This is a genomic window from Pseudomonas sp. 05N432 (genome assembly GCF_056396945.1).
Window position 1 is genome coordinate 35,838 of record NZ_JBFTMM010000021.1, and the last position, 17,508, is coordinate 53,345.

The window sequence follows — 17,508 nt, forward strand, 5'->3', positions numbered from 1 at the left end:
AATGAATCAGGACAATCTGATCGAAGTGCGCAACCTCTCTGTCGAGTTTGTGGTCGGTGAGCACGCGCAACGGGTGGTAGAAGGCGTCAGCTTCGACATCAAGCGCGGTGAAACCCTGGCGCTGGTCGGCGAAAGCGGCTCCGGCAAATCGGTGACGGCGCACTCGATCCTGCGCCTGCTGCCCTACCCCTTGGCGCGCCACCCCACCGGCACCATCAACTACTCAGGGCATGACCTGCTGTCGCTGAAAGAGAAAACCATCCGGCACATTCGTGGCAACCGGATTGCAATGATCTTTCAAGAGCCAATGACCTCGCTGAACCCGCTGCACTCGATCGAGAAACAGATCAACGAGGTGCTGGGGATTCACAAAGGCCTGACCGGCAAGGTCGCGACCCAGCGCACCCTGGAGCTGCTGGAACTGGTGGGGATTCCCGAGCCGCGCAAACGGCTCAGGGCCCTGCCCCACGAATTGTCCGGTGGCCAGCGTCAGCGCGTGATGATCGCCATGGCCCTGGCCAACGAACCGGAACTGCTGATCGCCGACGAACCGACCACCGCGCTGGACGTGACGGTTCAGCTGAAAATCCTCGAACTGCTCAAGGAGCTGCAGGCCCGCCTGGGCATGGCCCTGCTGCTGATCAGCCACGATTTGAACCTGGTCCAAAGAGTCGCGCATCGCGTATGTGTCATGCAAAAGGGGTGCATCGTCGAACAGGCGTCGTGCGAGGAGTTGTTCCGCGCGCCGCAGCATCCTTACACCCGGGAGCTGCTGGCAGCGGAACCTCGTGGCAACCCGGCAACCAATGTCATCGGCCCGCCATTGCTGCAAGTCGAGGACCTGAAAGTCTGGTTCCCGATCAAAAAAGGCTTTTTGCGCAATACCGTCGATTACGTCAAAGCGGTGGACGGAATCAACTTCAGCCTGCCTCAGGGACAGACCCTGGGCATCGTTGGCGAGAGCGGTTCGGGCAAGTCCACACTGGGGCTGGCGATTTTGCGGTTGATTGCCAGCAAAGGCGCGATTCGTTTTGAAGGCAAGTCGTTGGACTGCCTGTCGCAGCAACAGGTAAGGCCGCTGCGGCGGGAAATGCAGGTGGTCTTTCAGGACCCCTTCGGTAGCCTGAGCCCACGGATGAGCGTGAGCCAGATCGTTGGCGAAGGCCTGCGGATACACCGGATCGGTACAGAGACCGAGCAGGAACTGGCGATTATCGCGGTGCTCAAGGAAGTCGGTCTGGATCCGGCAACCCGGCACCGCTATCCCCATGAGTTTTCCGGCGGACAACGGCAGAGAATCGCCATTGCCCGGGCCCTGGTGCTGAAACCGGCGTTGATCTTGCTGGACGAGCCAACCTCGGCCCTCGACCGCACCGTGCAACGCCAGGTGGTTGAACTGCTGCGCTCACTGCAAAGCAAGTACAACCTGACGTATCTGTTCATCAGCCATGACCTGGCGGTGGTTAAAGCACTGAGTCACCAGTTGATGGTGATCAAGCACGGCCAAGTGGTCGAACAAGGTGATGCGCAAGGTATCTTTGCCGCACCGCAACATCCTTATACACAGCAGTTGCTGGAGGCCGCTTTCCTGGCACCAGCCACTGCGCAATAACCTGAAAGAGGAGCAACACATGGGTTTTCTCGCCGGTAAGCGCGTACTGATCGTCGGTGTCGCCAGCAAGCTGTCCATCGCATCCGGCATCGCTGCCGCCATGCATCGCGAGGGCGCTGAGCTTGCCTTCACTTATCAGAACGACAAACTCAAGGGTCGTGTCGAAGAGTTCGCACAAGGCTGGGGTTCGAGCCCTGAGCTGTGCTTCCCGTGCGATGTGGCCAGCGATGAAGAAATCGCCAAGGTCTTCGAAGAGCTGAGCAAAAAATGGGACGGCCTGGACTGCATCGTGCACTCCGTTGGCTTCGCTCCGGGCGACCAACTGGACGGCGACTTCACCGAAGCCACCACCCGTGAAGGTTTCCGCATCGCTCACGACATCAGCGCCTACAGCTTCGTGGCCCTGGCCAAAGCGGGCCGCGAAATGATGAAAGGCCGCAATGGCAGCCTGCTGACCCTGTCGTACCTGGGCGCCGAGCGCACCATGCCGAACTACAACGTGATGGGCATGGCCAAGGCTTCGCTGGAAGCTGGCGTGCGTTACCTGGCCGGCTCCCTGGGCCCGGAAGGCACCCGCGTCAACGCCGTATCGGCTGGCCCGATCCGCACCCTGGCCGCTTCCGGCATCAAGAACTTCCGTAAAATGCTGGCCGCCAACGAAGCGCAAACGCCGCTGCGTCGCAATGTCACCATCGACGAAGTCGGCAATGCCGGCGCCTTCCTGTGCTCGGACCTGGCGTCCGGCATCAGCGGCGAAATCATGTATGTGGACGGCGGCTTCAACACCACCGCCATGGGCAACATCGAAGAGTGATCTTCGCGCGTTAACAAGAAACCCGCCGATTGGCGGGTTTTTTGTGCCGGTCATTTCAGCCCCACCACGAACCACTGTGGGAGCGAGCCTGCTCGCGATAGCGTACTGACAGGCGACATTGATGTTGAATGTTACGGCCTCATCGCGAGCAGGCTCGCTCCCACAGGGATTTGTGTTCAATCTTCGATCTGTGTCAGACATCGCGCAAACAATTGCTGGATCGGTTGTGTACGCTGGCTGTAGCGCTGCAACAGCACGATCTCCCGATAGAACGTCAGTTCACCCAGCGAGATGATCCTGACCTTTGCGCCATAGTCCAGCCAAAGCCCCGCCCGGGGAATCAACGCCACCCCAAGCCCGCACTCGACCATTTTCACGATCGCCTCCAGCTCATCCAGCTCCAGCGCGACTTTGACCTCGATCTGCTGCTCGCGCAGAAAGCCTGTCACCAGCCGGCCACCGAACGAGTTGCGGTCATAACGCACCTGCGGATGCGTGCTGAGTATCTGCAACGGATCCTCGCCTTCAAGGTCCGGCGGCACGATCAACACAAAAGGCTCCTGCCGGATCACCTGGGCCGACAGTTCCTTGGGCAACTCAAAGGGTGGCTTGATCAGGATCGCCAGATCAAGCTCACCAGCGTCAACCTGACTCAACAGGTTGAGTGACACGCCGGGCACCAGTTTTGGCTCGAGCAACGGCGCCTGCTGCCGCAAACGTAGCAACGCCTGAGGCAGCAAACCGGTTTGGGCGGTCGCCACAGCGCCGACCCTCAATTCGCCGCGAAACTCGCTAACGTCGTCACTGACGGCCATGCGCTGAAAGGTTTCGAGGATTTCCCGGGCCATCGGCAACGCCCGCTGCCCCGCCGCGTTGAGGATGGCCTGACGCCCGGTGCGGTCAAACAGGCGAATACCCAACGCCTGCTCCAGGTTGCGCATTTGCGCGCTGACGGCCGATTGCGTGAGGCCAATGTGCATGCCGGCTGCGGCGAACGTGCCATAGCGAGTCACTGCGATGAAGGTTTTCAGTTCACGCAGCATGAGCGCCTCGATTGATCGATTTTATTTGAGCTGGAGGCAAAAATTATCGTCTTTTAATCAAAAATCACAAGACTAGAATCAGCTCAACTTCCCTGTCATCGAGGCTTGAACACCATGCGTCTCTCCCCTTTTCATCTGGCCATTCCGGTGTATGACCTTGCTGCCGCACGGCTTTTCTATGGCCAGGTGTTCGGCCTGGAGGAAGGACGCTCAAGCGAGCACTGGGTGGACTTCAACTTTTTCGGCCACCAATTGGTTATCCACGAACACCCGAAAACCGCCACGCAGGAGTCCGCCCACACCAATGCCGTGGACGGTCACGACGTACCGGTCCCGCATTTCGGCGTAGTGCTGTCGATGGAGGAATGGGAGTCCCTGGCCGAACGGCTCACATCACTGGGCACGCGTTTCGTGATCGAGCCCGGCATTCGCTTCAAAGGACTGGTGGGCGAACAGGCGACGATGTTTCTGTTCGACCCGTGCGGCAACGCGCTGGAGTTCAAGGCGTTCAAGGACATCGAACAGTTGTTCGCCAAGTAACCTTCAGCGTCATACCGGCCTGCAAGCGGATCCCGTCTAGCTCCCCGCCACCGGACATGGCCCACCCGCTTCTGCCCACAGTTTGAACTGGGTGACAAAAATATCGTGAGGTACCGGCACCGGCGTCCTGTTACCTCCGGGATTCCAGCCCCAGAGCACCAGCTTGTCGTCGCTGACATGGGTGATCAGCGCGGCAAAATCACGGTCGCCGTTGCTCGAACGGTCCTTGATCATCTGGCACAGCCGGTCGGCCGGCAAGCCGATCCAGGCCATTTTGTGTGCAGCCGATGGCAGCCCCCAATGCGGGGCACCGGGTGGCGCGTGGGGGCCGTAGCTGTCTGGCGGATTGCTGTCGGCGTGGCAGGTTGCACAAGGCAGGCCCGCCGCCCCCTTGCCGTCAGTGCCGCGAACCACGTTCATGCCATGCGGTTTCCCGGCGTCGAACTGCAAGGGCGCGTCACCGGGGATATGGCAGTTCTGGCAACGCGGGCTCTGGAACACCTTCTGCACCGTGGCAAACGCCGCCAGCGCGGCTTGATCGTCGGCAAACAGCTCAGAGGTGTAACCGCCGCCCCCGAGCAACAGCAGCGCGCCCAGAAACAGATGCCGCCTCATCTCACACCCCCGCCAGTTGCAACGGCAGTTCACGCAAGCGTTGCCCGGTCAGGGCAAACACCGCATTGGCCACCGCCGGCGCCGTCGGTGGCACCCCGGTCTCGCCGATGCCGCCCGGTTTTTCAGTGCTGGGGACGATGTGCACCTCGACCACCGGCATCTCATTCAGGCGCAACACCTGAAAGTCATGGTAATTGGACTGCACCACTTTCCCGTCCTTGAAGGTCAGCTTGCTGTGCAAGGTGAACCCCAGGCCAAAGGTAATGCCCGACTCCATCTGCGCGGCGATGCTCGCCGGGTTCACCACAACACCGCAATCAACCGCACAGACCACGCGGTGCACGCGGATCTTCAGGTTGTCCTGGGACACCTCGGCCACCTGCGCGACGTAACTGCCAAAAGACTCATGCACCGCCACGCCCAATGCGTGCCCGGCAGGCAGCGGCGCCTTCCAGTTAGCCTTCTCCACCGCCAGGTTCAGTACGCCCAGATGACGCGGATACTCCTTGAGCAAGGTCCGTCGGTATTCCACCGGGTCCTTGCCGGCCGCCGTGGCCAGTTCATCGATCAATGACTCGACGACAAACGCCGTGTGCGTGTGCCCCACAGAACGCATCCACAGCACGCTGATGCCGGTTTTCGGCGAATGCAGATCGACCAGATGGTCGGCCAGGCCCTTGATGTAGGGGCTGTCGGCCACGCCTTCGACCGAGGTGGCGTCGACGCCATTCTTGACCATCGTCGCTTCGAACGAGGTGCCGTCCATGATCGACTGCCCGACCAGCACGTGCTGCCAGGCCTGGGGCATGCCCTTGGCGTCCAGGCCAATGCGCGCCTTATGGAGGAACGCCGAGCGGTAGTAACCACCGCGTATGTCATCCTCCCGCGACCAGACGGTTTTCACTGGCGCGCCGGCCGCCTTGGCGACTTGCACCGCTTCACTGACAAAGTCCGAGGTCGGATTGGCTCGACGACCAAAACCGCCTCCAAGGAATTCGGTATGAATCTCGACCTGCTCGGGTTTGAGCCCGGTGATTTTCGCCGCAATCATTTGGTCCAGCGTCTGGAATTGGGTGCCGGTCCAGATCTCGCATTTGTCCGGGGTGATTTTCACCGTGCAGTTGAGCGGCTCCATCGGCGCATGCGCCAGGTAGGGAACGCTGTATTCAACATCAATCGTCTTCACTGCCTTGCTCAACGCGGCGCTGATGTCGCCCGCCTGGCTGGCCGGGGTACCGGGGATCGCGGCCAGTTTGCGGAAGTTTTGCAGCAAGGTGTCGCTATCCAGAGCGGCGTTGGGCCCCAGGTCCCAGTCGATTTTCAGCGCATCACGACCGAGTTTGGCGGCCCAATAATGATCGGCCACCACGGCTATACCTGTCGGCACCTGCACGACTTTATGCACGCCCGGCAGCGCCAATGCCGCTGCGCCATCGAATGATTTGACACTGCCACCAAACACCGGCGAGCGCGCGACCATGGCCGTGAGCAATCCGTCGAACTGCACATCCATGCCGAACTTCGCCTGGCCGGTGATTTTTTCCGGGGTATCCAGGCGCTTGGTCGGTTTGCCGATGATCTTCCAGTCCTTGGCGTCCTTGAGCTTGATCGACGCCGGATCGGGCGCCGGCAGTTGGCCAGCATCATTGGCCAGCTCACCATAAGTGGCGCGCTGATCGCCGGCGATCACCACGCCCGGTTCGGTTCGGACCTTCGAGGGTGCGACGTTGAAGCGCTTGGCGGCGGCCTCGATCAACATCAAGCGCGCAGCCGCACCGGCCTGACGGTAGCGGTCGAATTCCATCCAGGTCGAGGTCGAGCCGCCGGTGATCTGCATGCCGCCAAAGGCTGGCAGACCATAATCGGCTGCCGATGCCGGTGCATGCTCGACGCGGATCTTCGTCCAGTCGGCGTCCAGTTCTTCGGCGATCAACATGCTCAGGCCGGTCCAGATCCCCTGCCCCATTTCGGAGTGCCCCAACAGAATGGTCACGCTGCCATCGGGCGCAATGCGCAAAAAGGCGTTGGGGGCGAACACCGCGTCCGGCGTCGAAGCCGCCTGCGCAAAGCGATTGGCTCCCGGAATGACAAACGCCACCACCAGCCCTGCACCGAGTACCGCACTGCTTTTCAAAAAGTCCCGTCGAGAAGTCTCGATCTTCGCGCTCATCGTCATGCCTCCCCGATTTGCGCAGCACGTTTGACCGCCGCACGAATACGCGGGTAGGTCCCGCACCGACAGATATTGCCCGACAGCGCCTGATCGATATCGCTGTCGCTCGGCGACGGGATTTTTGCCAATAAAGCCGCCGCCGACATGATCTGCCCCGACTGACAGTAACCGCATTGCACCACGTCGATCTCGGCCCAGGCGCGCTGCACCGGGTGCGAACCGTCGCTCGACAGGCCTTCGATAGTGAGGATCTTTTGCCCGCTGGCGACGGCTGCCGCCGGAGTGATGCAGGAGCGTAACGGCGCGCCGTCGACATGCACCGTGCAGGCACCGCACTGGGCCATGCCGCAGCCGAACTTGGTACCGGTCAAGTGCGCGACATCGCGCAATACCCACAACAGCGGCATGTCACCGGGCACGTCCAGGGATTGATCTTTGCCATTGATATTGAGTGTCAGCACGGCGATCTCCTCAGTCACTCACGATGTCCTTTCATGGCGTCACTGTGGCAACGACTGCCTACGCGCGCCTCGGTTTATCCATTGAGCTAAGCGCAATTTTCCCGAAGCCTTGAATTGCGCGACCACCGGTCACAAAAAAGGGCCACTTCCTGGGAAGCAGCCCTGTGTTTCAAACCATCAACCGACTTACACCCTCGGCCCCAGCAGGATCCGCGTATAGCGCCATAAAAACAGTGCAAACGCGGCGCACCAGAACAACGCCGAAATGGCCAATCCATGAGTGCTGAAAGGCACGACAAAGACCCGACAGATCCCGGCCAGCAACACCAAACCAAATCCGAGCACTACGGCTTTTGGCGGCTGCAACAGGCGCCCGGTATGGCCGAGACTGACTCGCGCAATCATCGCCAGCACCAACCCGCCAACACCACCGACTGCCAATGAATGGGTGGCGAGGCTTTGTTGCGGCATCATGCCCAGTTGCCACTGCGCCATGGCCAACGCGGCAATCAACAGCCAGGCATACGCCAGGTACAACGACCACAGCAGCGGCACGCGCCAAATGCCGTTGTCATACCAGCGCCACAGACGAATCAGGTGCAAACCGCTGATCAACACAAACAACGCCGCCAGCCAAGGCCTCGGTGTGTCGTTGAACCCTGCGCCGATCATCACCACCACCAACAGGCTGGCGATCAACAGCACTTTGGTTTGCAGTGGCTGCGCAATGGCTCCTTGAGGGCGATTCAAACCACGCTGGATGAAGAATGGAATCACTCGCCCGCCAATCACGCTCATCAACGCAGCAACCAGCCACAACGCCGCCAGCACGCCGCGCCGCTGCAATGCGATGTCGTCTTGAGCCATGCCCCACAAGGTCAGCAACTGACACCCGGCCAGCACACCGATCATCAGCAGAATCGGGTAGTTCTCACGCTTGCGTGCGGCGATCAGATTGCGTCCCAGCCCCACAGCCAGCAGCGGCAGAAAAGGCACTTGCAACGCCAGCAGCCACGCTGCGGAAAGCGGCATCAGCCAGGCCAGGCGAGCCACCAGCCACACCAACAGCAACCCCAGCAGCGGCCAGCCGGACAAACCGGGGCGGCCGGTCCAGTTGGGTACCGCGGTCAGCAGGAAACCACCAATGATCGCCGCGGCAAACCCGAACGGCATTTCATGCCGATGCCACGCCAACATCCCGCCCATCGGTTGCGCACCGGGCAAGCGTCCGTAAAGCCATAAGCCCCAGACCGCCAGCGCGATACAGGCAAAGGCGCTGCCTGCGAGGAAGAACGGTCGGAACCCCAGGCTCCAGAGAGGTACGTGCTTGATCGATGGCATCTCAGACCTCCGTGCCGATCGGACCTTTGCTCGACAGGTGCAGAACATTCTGAGGGTTACTGAAGAATTCGAACATTTTGGCGTACTCCTGAAGCGGTTCAGTTGTACGTATCGACTATCAAGTCGCGTGCCAGCTTTCAAAGCCCCATAAAACAGTACTTTGCAGCCTATATGGTCAATATGACTCAAGTGTCGACAGGTCTAAATGACCCTATTAATTGTCATTATGACTACTTCCAATACATGGACGCCCTGATCTTGTCGATTGACGGTTACGCCTGACGACCACCGGCTGACTACGCTAATAGTCCAGCCTGATCATTCCTGGAGGAGAACCTTCATGTCGCGCATTCAAAAACTCACGCCCTGCCTGTGGTTCGACGATCAGGCCGAAGCCGCTGCACAGTTCTACTGTTCAGTGTTCGAACACTCGACCATTACCGCCATCACTCACTATGGCAAGGCCGGTTTCGAGCTCCATGGCCGGCCCGAGGGTTCAGTGATGACCGTCAGCTTCGTGCTCGACGGCCAGACCTTCACCGCCCTCAATGGCGGCCCGGTGTTTCGCTTTAACGAGGCGATCTCGTTCCAGGTCAACTGCCATACCCAGTATGAAATCGACCACTTCTGGAATGCGCTGTCTGCCGGTGGTGACAAACAGGCCCAGCAATGCGGCTGGCTCAAGGACAAGTTCGGCCTGTCCTGGCAAATCGTGCCCGTGGTGATGATGGACATGATGACCGACAGGGATACCGCCAAATCCCAGCGCGTCATGCAGGCGATGTTGCAGATGAAGAAACTCGACGTCGCCACACTCGAGCGAGCCTTTAATGGCGAGAGCTAATACACTCCCCCACTGAACTGCCAAAGGACGCTTGCGGATGAAACACGCCATCGCCAAAAATGCCGACAAAGCCCCTCGCTTCTGGCGCGATGACGCACTGCCCTTCATCGAAGCACGCTCCATCGCCGATGGCCGCGAAGTCTGTTATGCCCGACATTCCCACGAGTTTTTTTCCATCGGTGCGATCACCGCCGGGCGCAGCACCTATCTCCATGAACACGCCGCGTTTGAAGTCGGCAGCGGCACCGTGGTGCTGATGAACCCCGGCGATGTCCATGCCTGTAACCCGATTGACGATCAGCCCTGGTCTTATCGCATGCTGTATGTCGATACGCCGTGGTTGAACGACCTTCAGCATCAACTGGGATTCAGCAAAGAGCTGGACTTTCGGCGCTTTTCAACCACCCACTGCAACGACGCCGGACTGTTTAGCGGGCTCAATCATCTGTATGACGTACTGCTCGACGAACAGCTGGAGACGCTGCAAAAACACAGTGCCGCCGTAGCGTTTTTTACTGAAGTGCAGCAAACGCTCAATCCGGCTGAATTGAGCGTTCGCGAACCCAACCTCAAGCTGGAGCGAGCGGCCGAGTACATCCGCGACAACTGCACCCTGTCGCTGAAACTCGAAGACATCTGCGAGGCGGCAGATCTGTCGGCGTCGTACCTGATCCGCACTTTCAAGCAGCATTACGGCATGACGCCCCACGCGTTTCTGGTCAACCATCGCATCCAGTTCGCCCGCAGCCAACTGCGTCGAGGCAAGTTGATTGCCGACGTGGCACTGGAAGCCGGGTTCTCGGATCAGGCGCATTTTCAGCGAGCGTTCAAACAGCATTTGGCCGCGACGCCGGGGCAGTATCGCGGTTGAAGCCCAAGATTTATGGCAACAGCAAGTAACCCGCACTCACCGCCAGCAACGACGCCATGAACCGGTTAAACAACCGCATGCCGCCGGCATTGCTCAGGTACTGTCGCAGAAAGGTCCCGGCATAAGCCCAGCAGGCCACCGACAGGTAGCAGACCACCAGATACACCGCGGCAAACTGCCAGACCAGCTGCGCTTCGCCATCGGCAACAAAAGCCCCCATCCCCGCGACACAGGCCAGCCAGGCTTTCGGGTTCAGCCATTGCATCAGCGCGCCGTAGAACATCGTCGGCGCTTGCCCTGAATCACCCGCACTGAGCCGCCCATCGTCAGTGGCGAGCTTCCAGGCCATGAACAACAGGAACGCCACCCCGAACAACTGCACCGCCCGTGTCAGCGATGGCCAGAGTTTTAGCAGTTCATGCAGGCCCAACCCCATCAACACCAGTAACAGCACAAACCCCAGCGTTGCACCCGCTACATGCCGTTGGCTGGCGCGAAAGCCGTACTGCGCGCCGGAGCTCAGTGCAACGATGTTCACCGGCCCAGGGGTGATCGACGACGCCAGCGCAAACGCGGCCATGGAAATGATCAGACTCATTGCACACCTTCTTCAATAACTTCGGGACATCCCGGCGCTCAAAGTAGGAGAACGCTGATAGGCCTGTATTGAAGAAAAACACCCCCGTGCAGTCCTCGACATTTCAGATCGAACGCGTCGGTCACCCAGGTGTCATTAATAGTAATGGGATCGCGGCCTCTGACCACCCTCACACCGTTGAGCGGGCAGCGAGTCCAGACAGAAGAGCAGAGTCACCGACAGGGATGTGGCAAGTGACCCTTGCGCTACGCCGAAATCCTTGCAAAGGAGATCCACTGATGGTGACTCACTATAAGACTGCCGGGCACCTGGCCTGCGGCCGCCATGGCAGCAATCTTCCGTCTACGACTGAATTTGCCCGCGTCAAATGCCGCAGCTGCCGCAATACCGACGCGTTCAAGGACGCCCGAAAAGACGCTCGCAACGCTGCACGTCGAGCGGCGCGTAGAGCCAAAGTCCCACATGCCGCGATTGACTGGCGCGCGTCCTGGATCAAAAGACTCAGCGAGATGCCGGGCAAGCAACGGCTCCCACGGGGATTCAGCGGCCAGCCGTACGTTTAGGATTGTGGAAGCACAGAGATCAGTACGCCGATGATTGCCATCGGCGTATGCGGTTTGCGAATGGCCGAATCAGTCGTGCTGCAACAGCCCCGAGCTGTATTGATTAAAGCTGTTGCCGACCGGGCTACCACCAAAGCTCATCTTGTTGGCGCCACGGCCGTCGAATTGATGGCAATCCTCTGAAAAACAGCTGCTGGTTGTCACGCCAGAGCACGCGCTCAACAACAACGTGCCGGTGATCAAAAAGATTTTGACGAGGTTCAACTTCATTGTTCAGTTCCCCTTGGCTGGAAACGAGGCGATGCACGATTCGAGTTGACCATCCTACGCTGCCAAATTAGCTGAAACATAATGAAACATTGCAGGCTGACAGCCCGGGTTCAGCTTCTGGAGAAACCCCATCCATTGACAACCTGCCACCAGCTGCGTAAATCGGTTCTCCCTCCTGACTTCAAGAACTCGCCATGGATATAGCAGCCATCCCGTTCGGCACCACCGACTGGTCGACCGTTGAACCCACCGTCCACGCTGGCGAAATCGGCAGCGCCTATTGGCGCACCCAACAGTTCGGCGCAATTCGCGTTCGAATGATCGAATACACCGCCGGTTACCTGGCAGACCACTGGTGCTTGAAGGGCCACATCCTGCTGTGCCTTGAAGGCGAGCTGCACACTGAACTCGAAGATGGGCGCCAGTTCGTGCTGAAACCCGGCATGAGCTATCAGGTGGCGGATAATGCGGAGTCTCACCGGTCGTCGACGGTGACGGGGGCGAAACTGTTCGTAGTGGATTGACCGCGCCTCGCGGGGCCGTAAACGCAGGGTAACGACGCACAAGACGACCGTTGATCTGCGAATACGGCCCACACCCAATAAAAACATATTTATATGCTTCAATTGATATTGTTGAACAATCCCACGACAAGAGGGTGCCGTCATGAATATCAAAACCTTGGCTTTACTGCTGTTGGCGCTCTGCGCCCAGCCCGCCTGGAGTCAAACTCCCCCCGCATCGCCTGCACCAGCCGAAAGCGCTGCGCTCACCACGCGCCTGTCGTTGCGCGACCTGTGGATCGAGCATATTTTCTGGACCAGAAATTACGCGATAGCCAACCAGAGTGCTAACCATCAACAAGCCCAGGTCGCCGCCGCTCAGGTGGTAGACAACGCAACCCGCATCGCCAACAGCCTTGCTCCGTTGTATGGCCAGCCCGCTGCCGATCAACTGCTCAAGCTGCTTGCCGGTMATTGGGGTGCGGTCAAACATTACAGCGACGCCACTGTCGCCAAAGACAAGAAAGGCCAGCAGGCTGCTGTCGCAGAACTGACGAGCAATGCCAAGGCCATTGCGGCATTTCTCGCCAGCGCCAATCCCAACCTACCTGAAAGCACGCTGGTGACGATGCTGGCAGCTCACGGCGGCCACCATGTCGCCCAGATCGACCAGCTCGCCGCGCACGACTATGCCGGCGAAGCGAAGACCTGGCAGATGATGCGCATCCATATACTGGCGCTGGCCGACACGCTGACGGCGGCACTGGTCAAACAGTTCCCGGACAAGTTCTGATACCGAGCGAGCGCAGACCATGTTTGAAGGATTGGGCCGTACACAGCAGGACCTGCTCAATGCGCTACTGCACGACGCGGGCGGTATGAGCATTGACGAGTTGGCTGAGCAACTGGCTGTCACACGCACCGCGATTCGCCAGCATCTGGCGGCTCTTGAGCGTGACGGACTGGTGCTGCGCGGCGAAACCCGTCCGACAGGCCGGCGACCGGAGCAGCTGTATCAGCTCACCGACCATGCGCGGGAGCAGTTCCCTCGCCACTATCAGTTACTGGCCAGTGTGCTGATTGAAGAAGTGGCCGACATCATCGGCCCCGTCGAACTGGCTTCGCTGATGCGCCGTATGGGCCGCAAACTGGCGCTGGAGCGTGAACGTCAGGTGGTTGACGAAACAAAAATCGTGCAGCACATGAACCAGGCGGGATACGAAGCGGAGGTGTTCTTTCGCTCATCCGACGACAAGGAAATCGTCGCGCACAACTGCGTCTTCCACCGCTTGGCCGCGGCCTATCCGGTGGTGTGTGAGCTGGATCTGGCGTTGATCGGGACGTTGGGGGGAGCCGAAGTCGACCATACGGAGTGCATGGTACGGGGCGGTAATGTCTGCCGATTCAAACTTCGGCCGATCGAGCATCAAGCAGAGGCTGGAAAGGATGCACCTCCCGATCCAGCCACGGCTCGATGATCGGCAAACAGCAGCTGCCTCGCGTTCACGACGTCGAGGCAGCTGTTTACCCTTGAGACTTAAGCCTGGACCAGGTTGGAGATCTTGACGTCCGGATCGACGTCAGCCTCGTAGTCCACGCCTTCGATCCCGAAGCCGAACAGACGCAGGAACTCCGCCTTGTAACCGGCAAAGTCGGTGAGTTCGTAAAGGTTTTCATTGCTGACCTGATCCCAGAGTAGCTTGACGCGCTCCTGGACTTCAGGCGCCAGCTCCTTGTAATCCGCTCGCAGGCGCCCTTCTTCGTCCATGACCGGAGGATGACCGAACAAGCTGTCCTTGTAGAGCGCGTAGACCTGCTCGATGCAGCCTTCGTGTGTGCCCTGCTCTTTCATGACCTTGAACAGCAAGGACAGGTACAGCGGCATGATCGGGATTGCCGAGCTTGCCTGGGTCACTACCGCTTTCAATACCGAAACCCGTGCATCGCCGCCCAGGTCCGCCAAGCGCTCGCGAATGCTCAGGACTTTCTGGTCCAGGTCTTTCTTCGCCGCGCCAATGGAGCCATTCCAGTAAATGTCGTGGGTCAGCTTTTCGCCCAGGTAAGTGAAGGCAGTGGTTTTCGCCCCCTCGGCCAGAACGCCCGCTTCGTGCAGGGCATCGATCCACATCTGCCAGTCTTCGCCACCCATGACCTTGACGGTACCGTCGATTTCTTCCTGGGTCGCTTCGGCCAGGGTGGTCACGTTGACCTCTTCCTTGTCGGTGTTCAGGCCGCGCTGGGTAACCGACTTGCCGACCGGCTTGAGCGTCGAGCTGTAGACTTCACCGGTTTTCGGATCGGTACGACGCGGTGCGGCGAGGCTGTAGACCACCAGGTCGATCTTGCCCAGGTCGCGCTTGATGGTCTCGATGGTCAGGCGCTTGACTTCATCGGAGAACGCATCACCGTTGATGCTCTTGGCGTAGAGACCTTCCGCTTCGGCGAACGTATGGAAGGCCGCGGTGTTGTACCAGCCGGCGGTGCCGAGTTTGCCCTCGACGCTTTCACGTTCGAAGAACACACCCAGCGTCTTGGCGCCGCAACCAAAGGCCGCGGTGATGCGCGCAGCCAGTCCGTAACCGGTCGATGCGCCGAGCACCAGGACATTCTTTGGCCCATCGGTGATCTGTCCTTGCGCACGGACGTAGTCGATCTGATTCTTGACGTTGGCTTTGCAGCCAGTGGGGTGGGTAGTCACACAAACAAAACCACGAACGCGCGGTTTAACGATCATAAATATCTCCCTCTTCCAAGATGCCGAGAGCCAATACTGGCTATAAAAGTCATAGACGCTGGGAAAACGGAAGCGTCACGGTGGCGGGCCGATTCATTGGCTTCACTGTCCGGGCCTGTCGCAAATCCAGCGCATACCCTCGATGATTTGAGCCGCTGTTTCCAGTCCGAGAGTGGCGTTATTCAAAAACAACCTAACACGCGGTGATGACATTCTGGACGAACCCGTTTCCATTGCTAGCGTTATCGGTAGAAACACCTCAGGTCGTCAGGAGCAGTCCGGTGAACAAGCCCATGGAAGAGCGTTATGGCGGCAGACGCAGGACCTATCTATTCAATGAGTCGCACCTGAGACCACGGCAACGGGCCCTGCTCCTTGCACTGATTCTGTTGCTCATCAACGGTGTCGGTCAGTTGTTCATGGTGGAAGTGGTCGGACTGGATGGCGCAATCCTCCACCTTGTAGTGGTCCTCACCGCCTTCGCCACGGTGATCTGCGGCGCCCCACTCATCATGTTCCTGAGCATGGGCTGGTTCACCCGCTACAGCGAATTCCAGAACAGTTTGAAGGGCGGCGCCCTGGCGGCCTATCTGCAACGCTTCTGGTCGACCAGCCTCATCCATTCACTGCAGGACGAAGGAAAGCTGGGTCAGAGCGGTTCCGTGGATGATTGGCGAACCTGCTCCGACAAGAACCCGGAACTGTGCGAGCGTTTGTTTGCGCGGATCTACCATGAGCAATATGGATTGGTGCCATTCATAGTGCCGTTCATCATTCTCTTGTTGGTGGCGTATGCCGCGGCAGCCTTGGTCGCCTCCAACTATGTCATCCCCAACTGCGACAACACGCTGCAAGTGGCGTGCGTGTACAAGCTCGGAGTTCCACTGCTGGTCAGCTCGCTGGCGGGGGCTTTCATGTTTATCGTGAGCGACTCCGTCCTCAGTATCCGCCGCAAATCACTGAACATTTCCGATGTGTATTGGTACTCCCTGCGCCTGTTCCTGGCCATTCCCCTTGCAATGGTGATCATGAATGCCGGCGCTGGAGATGGCCCGCATATCGTCACCGCCTTTGCCTTGGGTACCTTGCCGATCGATCCGCTGATGAAAATCGTGCGAAGACTGGGCTTTCCCCAACTCACCGACCAGGACAAGCGGGACGGCAGTTCAGACAAGTTGCTGGTCCTTGAAGGCGTGACATTGCCTGTGGTTGCGACGCTGGAATCGGAGGGCATCAACTCGATCGAGCAGGTGGCTGCGGCGGACCCGGTATTGCTTTCAATCCGCACCGGATTCCCCTTCCGGTTCACCTTGCGCCTGGGTTCCCAGGCTATCGTGCGGCGCCATCTGGGGGAAAACGCGGCCAGGCTGCTTCCAGTGGGGCTGGCTGATGTCGTCCCGGTTTTCCTGCTGGTGCGGGCACTCGATACCCCGGCGGTGCCAACCGGGGATTCCCCCGACAAGTACGACGGGCCGTTTCCGCGGATCGAGACACCCGATGCGGTCGTCCAGAACGCGGCCAACCGCCTTTTCCCCGATGACAATGACCTGCAACGCCAGGCCATCACCCGAATGAAATTTCGTCAAATTGCAGCCGAAGAATATACGGTGATGCTGGCACGGATAACGCCACCCGATACCGGGTTGTAACTGCAGGACAAACGTTATTTACGCGCCAACTTATACTTGACGCACTCGTCATAGAAACTCTGCCGGACAGCCTCGGGCTTGAACTTCGATTGACTGTCGTAGGTTTGCTCGGTGATGCCCATGGCCATCATTCGCATCCAGCCCTTGCTGAACTTGTACGCCTGGATCTTCTGGCGAGCGGCATACAGCGAGACCCCGGACAGCTTGAGTTCCTGGGCCCTTGCCGCGGTACCCGCGCCCCAACTGCACATAAACCGATCATTGGGCATCAACTCTCTTGCCTGGACAGAGACCGCAATGCTCGCCAGTACCAGCGAGATCGGCATGATCAATACATTGCGCATTTGCATTCCGCCTAACCACCTGAAAATAAAGTGATTTTGGCGGTGATTTTGAGGCTTCGGGGCCAGCAAAATGCCTTCTGTCCGGCTTTACTTGGATGATTTTTGCGGAACTACGGTTTATTGCGGCTGAAATGTCTGAAGGTAGGCCAACAGGTTTTCGATTTTTTCCGGATCGCTGATACCCCAGAAAATCATGCGGGTCCCGGGGACTACTTTTTTTGGCGCTTCGATGTAGGCAGCCAGCGTTTCGCGGGTCCAGACCACGCCTGATGATTTCATCGCGGTAGAGTACTGGTAGTCCGTCGTGCTGCCGGCATGGCGCCCAAAAATGCCATTGAGCTGCGGACCAAAAGAACCCCGGGCTGAATCGCCCACTTGATGGCAGCCACCGCAAATTCGATTAAAGAGTTTCCCGCCCGCTTCAGCATCGCCGGCAGCGTCTGCTGGTGTGCTGAATATGCCTGCATTGAGTATCAAGGCGACGGTTAGTACTGCGGCTTTCTTCAAGTTCTGCTCCTCATCAGGTGTTACTT

20 protein-coding genes are annotated in these 17,508 nt (G+C 59.1%); 10 read left to right on the forward strand and 10 right to left on the reverse strand.

Features of this window, described 5'->3' with window-relative positions; genetic code table 11:
- The first annotated feature begins 1 nt into the window (after position 1).
- Both AC1DHT_RS24155 and fabI read left to right on the forward strand, forming a co-directional pair.
- On the forward strand, positions 2 to 1,612 hold the full coding sequence (locus AC1DHT_RS24155) for an ABC transporter ATP-binding protein (RefSeq protein ID WP_429538696.1): 1,611 nt from the start codon (positions 2 to 4) through the stop codon (positions 1,610 to 1,612).
- A gap of 19 nt (positions 1,613 to 1,631) precedes the next feature.
- Positions 1,632 to 2,426, forward strand: coding sequence for an enoyl-ACP reductase FabI (fabI, locus tag AC1DHT_RS24160; protein WP_135845057.1), 795 nt, complete (start codon positions 1,632 to 1,634; stop codon positions 2,424 to 2,426).
- Positions 2,427 to 2,602: 176 nt separating this feature from the next.
- Here fabI and AC1DHT_RS24165 read toward each other — a convergent pair whose 3' ends face one another.
- Positions 2,603 to 3,469 (reverse strand): LysR family transcriptional regulator, encoded by an 867-nt coding sequence (locus AC1DHT_RS24165; RefSeq protein ID WP_427544852.1) that lies wholly within the window; start codon positions 3,467 to 3,469, stop codon positions 2,603 to 2,605.
- Positions 3,470 to 3,583: 114 nt separating this feature from the next.
- Between AC1DHT_RS24165 and AC1DHT_RS24170 the strand changes: the two genes are divergently transcribed.
- Positions 3,584 to 4,009: a VOC family protein gene (locus AC1DHT_RS24170; RefSeq protein WP_427544854.1), complete on the forward strand. Its 426-nt coding sequence runs from the start codon at positions 3,584 to 3,586 to the stop codon at positions 4,007 to 4,009.
- A 36-nt stretch (positions 4,010 to 4,045) separates the two neighbouring features.
- Here the strand turns inward: AC1DHT_RS24170 and AC1DHT_RS24175 are convergent, their stop codons facing one another.
- The 4 genes from AC1DHT_RS24175 to AC1DHT_RS24190 form a co-directional block, all read right to left on the reverse strand.
- Positions 4,046 to 4,624: a hypothetical protein gene (locus tag AC1DHT_RS24175; protein ID WP_427544856.1), complete on the reverse strand. Its 579-nt coding sequence runs from the start codon at positions 4,622 to 4,624 to the stop codon at positions 4,046 to 4,048.
- A gap of 1 nt (position 4,625) precedes the next feature.
- On the reverse strand, positions 4,626 to 6,794 hold the full coding sequence (locus tag AC1DHT_RS24180) for a xanthine dehydrogenase family protein molybdopterin-binding subunit (RefSeq protein ID WP_427544858.1): 2,169 nt from the start codon (positions 6,792 to 6,794) through the stop codon (positions 4,626 to 4,628).
- Positions 6,795 to 6,796: 2 nt separating this feature from the next.
- A complete protein-coding gene (locus AC1DHT_RS24185) occupies positions 6,797 to 7,258 on the reverse strand; it encodes a (2Fe-2S)-binding protein (protein WP_427544934.1) in 462 nt (153 codons plus the stop codon).
- A gap of 186 nt (positions 7,259 to 7,444) precedes the next feature.
- Positions 7,445 to 8,599 carry an NnrS family protein gene (locus AC1DHT_RS24190; RefSeq protein WP_427544860.1) on the reverse strand — a complete coding sequence of 385 codons (1,155 nt, stop codon included), beginning with the start codon at positions 8,597 to 8,599 and terminating at the stop codon, positions 7,445 to 7,447.
- 340 nt (positions 8,600 to 8,939) lie between these two features.
- Between AC1DHT_RS24190 and AC1DHT_RS24195 the strand changes: the two genes are divergently transcribed.
- Positions 8,940 to 9,443, forward strand: coding sequence for a VOC family protein (locus tag AC1DHT_RS24195; RefSeq protein WP_427544862.1), 504 nt, complete (start codon positions 8,940 to 8,942; stop codon positions 9,441 to 9,443).
- A 37-nt stretch (positions 9,444 to 9,480) separates the two neighbouring features.
- Positions 9,481 to 10,314 (forward strand): AraC family ligand binding domain-containing protein, encoded by an 834-nt coding sequence (locus AC1DHT_RS24200; protein WP_427544864.1) that lies wholly within the window; start codon positions 9,481 to 9,483, stop codon positions 10,312 to 10,314.
- Positions 10,315 to 10,324: 10 nt separating this feature from the next.
- Here AC1DHT_RS24200 and AC1DHT_RS24205 read toward each other — a convergent pair whose 3' ends face one another.
- A complete protein-coding gene (locus AC1DHT_RS24205; protein WP_054597111.1) occupies positions 10,325 to 10,912 on the reverse strand; it encodes a LysE family translocator in 588 nt (195 codons plus the stop codon).
- A 278-nt stretch (positions 10,913 to 11,190) separates the two neighbouring features.
- Here AC1DHT_RS24205 and AC1DHT_RS24210 point away from each other — a divergent pair, with 278 nt between their 5' ends.
- Positions 11,191 to 11,475 (forward strand): hypothetical protein, encoded by a 285-nt coding sequence (locus tag AC1DHT_RS24210; RefSeq protein WP_427544866.1) that lies wholly within the window; start codon positions 11,191 to 11,193, stop codon positions 11,473 to 11,475.
- Between the two features lie 69 nt (positions 11,476 to 11,544).
- Here the strand turns inward: AC1DHT_RS24210 and AC1DHT_RS24215 are convergent, their stop codons facing one another.
- Entirely contained in the window at positions 11,545 to 11,745 is a 201-nt protein-coding gene (locus tag AC1DHT_RS24215; RefSeq protein WP_427544868.1) for a hypothetical protein, read from the reverse strand.
- 194 nt (positions 11,746 to 11,939) lie between these two features.
- On the opposite strand from AC1DHT_RS24215, the gene AC1DHT_RS24220 reads away from it, so the two are divergent.
- The 3 genes from AC1DHT_RS24220 (at position 11,940) to AC1DHT_RS24230 (ending at position 13,726) form a co-directional block, all read left to right on the forward strand.
- Positions 11,940 to 12,269, forward strand: a complete 330-nt coding sequence (locus AC1DHT_RS24220; RefSeq protein ID WP_427544870.1) for a DHCW motif cupin fold protein — start codon at positions 11,940 to 11,942, stop codon at positions 12,267 to 12,269.
- Positions 12,270 to 12,411: 142 nt separating this feature from the next.
- On the forward strand, positions 12,412 to 13,041 hold the full coding sequence (locus AC1DHT_RS24225) for a hypothetical protein (RefSeq protein WP_477761495.1): 630 nt from the start codon (positions 12,412 to 12,414) through the stop codon (positions 13,039 to 13,041).
- 19 nt (positions 13,042 to 13,060) lie between these two features.
- Positions 13,061 to 13,726 carry a helix-turn-helix transcriptional regulator gene (locus AC1DHT_RS24230; RefSeq protein ID WP_427544874.1) on the forward strand — a complete coding sequence of 222 codons (666 nt, stop codon included), beginning with the start codon at positions 13,061 to 13,063 and terminating at the stop codon, positions 13,724 to 13,726.
- Positions 13,727 to 13,785: 59 nt separating this feature from the next.
- On the opposite strand, the gene fabV is transcribed toward AC1DHT_RS24230, so the two are convergent.
- Positions 13,786 to 14,982: an enoyl-ACP reductase FabV gene (fabV, locus tag AC1DHT_RS24235; protein ID WP_427544876.1), complete on the reverse strand. Its 1,197-nt coding sequence runs from the start codon at positions 14,980 to 14,982 to the stop codon at positions 13,786 to 13,788.
- 281 nt (positions 14,983 to 15,263) lie between these two features.
- Here fabV and AC1DHT_RS24240 point away from each other — a divergent pair, with 281 nt between their 5' ends.
- Entirely contained in the window at positions 15,264 to 16,631 is a 1,368-nt protein-coding gene (locus tag AC1DHT_RS24240) for a hypothetical protein (protein WP_427544878.1), read from the forward strand.
- A 14-nt stretch (positions 16,632 to 16,645) separates the two neighbouring features.
- On the opposite strand, the gene AC1DHT_RS24245 is transcribed toward AC1DHT_RS24240, so the two are convergent.
- Entirely contained in the window at positions 16,646 to 16,981 is a 336-nt protein-coding gene (locus AC1DHT_RS24245) for a hypothetical protein (RefSeq protein ID WP_429538690.1), read from the reverse strand.
- A 111-nt stretch (positions 16,982 to 17,092) separates the two neighbouring features.
- Positions 17,093 to 17,482 (reverse strand): c-type cytochrome, encoded by a 390-nt coding sequence (locus AC1DHT_RS24250; RefSeq protein WP_427544882.1) that lies wholly within the window; start codon positions 17,480 to 17,482, stop codon positions 17,093 to 17,095.
- Positions 17,483 to 17,508: the final 26 nt, after the last annotated feature.

What these genes read in the sequence shown, in the direction of transcription:
- AC1DHT_RS24170 (WP_427544854.1), top strand. Translation starts at nt 3,584, where the DNA reads ATGCGTCTCTCCCCTTTTCATCTGGCCATTCCGGTGTATGACCTTGCT.
- AC1DHT_RS24155 (WP_429538696.1), top strand. Translation starts at nt 2, where the DNA reads ATGAATCAGGACAATCTGATCGAAGTGCGCAACCTCTCTGTCGAGTTT.
- AC1DHT_RS24190 (WP_427544860.1), bottom strand. Translation starts at nt 8,599, where the DNA reads ATGCCATCGATCAAGCACGTACCTCTCTGGAGCCTGGGGTTCCGACCG.
- AC1DHT_RS24200 (WP_427544864.1), top strand. Translation starts at nt 9,481, where the DNA reads ATGAAACACGCCATCGCCAAAAATGCCGACAAAGCCCCTCGCTTCTGG.
- AC1DHT_RS24195 (WP_427544862.1), top strand. Translation starts at nt 8,940, where the DNA reads ATGTCGCGCATTCAAAAACTCACGCCCTGCCTGTGGTTCGACGATCAG.
- AC1DHT_RS24245 (WP_429538690.1), bottom strand. Translation starts at nt 16,981, where the DNA reads ATGCAAATGCGCAATGTATTGATCATGCCGATCTCGCTGGTACTGGCG.
- AC1DHT_RS24230 (WP_427544874.1), top strand. Translation starts at nt 13,061, where the DNA reads ATGTTTGAAGGATTGGGCCGTACACAGCAGGACCTGCTCAATGCGCTA.
- AC1DHT_RS24220 (WP_427544870.1), top strand. Translation starts at nt 11,940, where the DNA reads ATGGATATAGCAGCCATCCCGTTCGGCACCACCGACTGGTCGACCGTT.
- AC1DHT_RS24180 (WP_427544858.1), bottom strand. Translation starts at nt 6,794, where the DNA reads ATGAGCGCGAAGATCGAGACTTCTCGACGGGACTTTTTGAAAAGCAGT.
- AC1DHT_RS24175 (WP_427544856.1), bottom strand. Translation starts at nt 4,624, where the DNA reads ATGAGGCGGCATCTGTTTCTGGGCGCGCTGCTGTTGCTCGGGGGCGGC.
- AC1DHT_RS24210 (WP_427544866.1), top strand. Translation starts at nt 11,191, where the DNA reads ATGGTGACTCACTATAAGACTGCCGGGCACCTGGCCTGCGGCCGCCAT.
- AC1DHT_RS24205 (WP_054597111.1), bottom strand. Translation starts at nt 10,912, where the DNA reads ATGAGTCTGATCATTTCCATGGCCGCGTTTGCGCTGGCGTCGTCGATC.
- AC1DHT_RS24165 (WP_427544852.1), bottom strand. Translation starts at nt 3,469, where the DNA reads ATGCTGCGTGAACTGAAAACCTTCATCGCAGTGACTCGCTATGGCACG.
- AC1DHT_RS24215 (WP_427544868.1), bottom strand. Translation starts at nt 11,745, where the DNA reads ATGAAGTTGAACCTCGTCAAAATCTTTTTGATCACCGGCACGTTGTTG.
- fabV (WP_427544876.1), bottom strand. Translation starts at nt 14,982, where the DNA reads ATGATCGTTAAACCGCGCGTTCGTGGTTTTGTTTGTGTGACTACCCAC.
- fabI (WP_135845057.1), top strand. Translation starts at nt 1,632, where the DNA reads ATGGGTTTTCTCGCCGGTAAGCGCGTACTGATCGTCGGTGTCGCCAGC.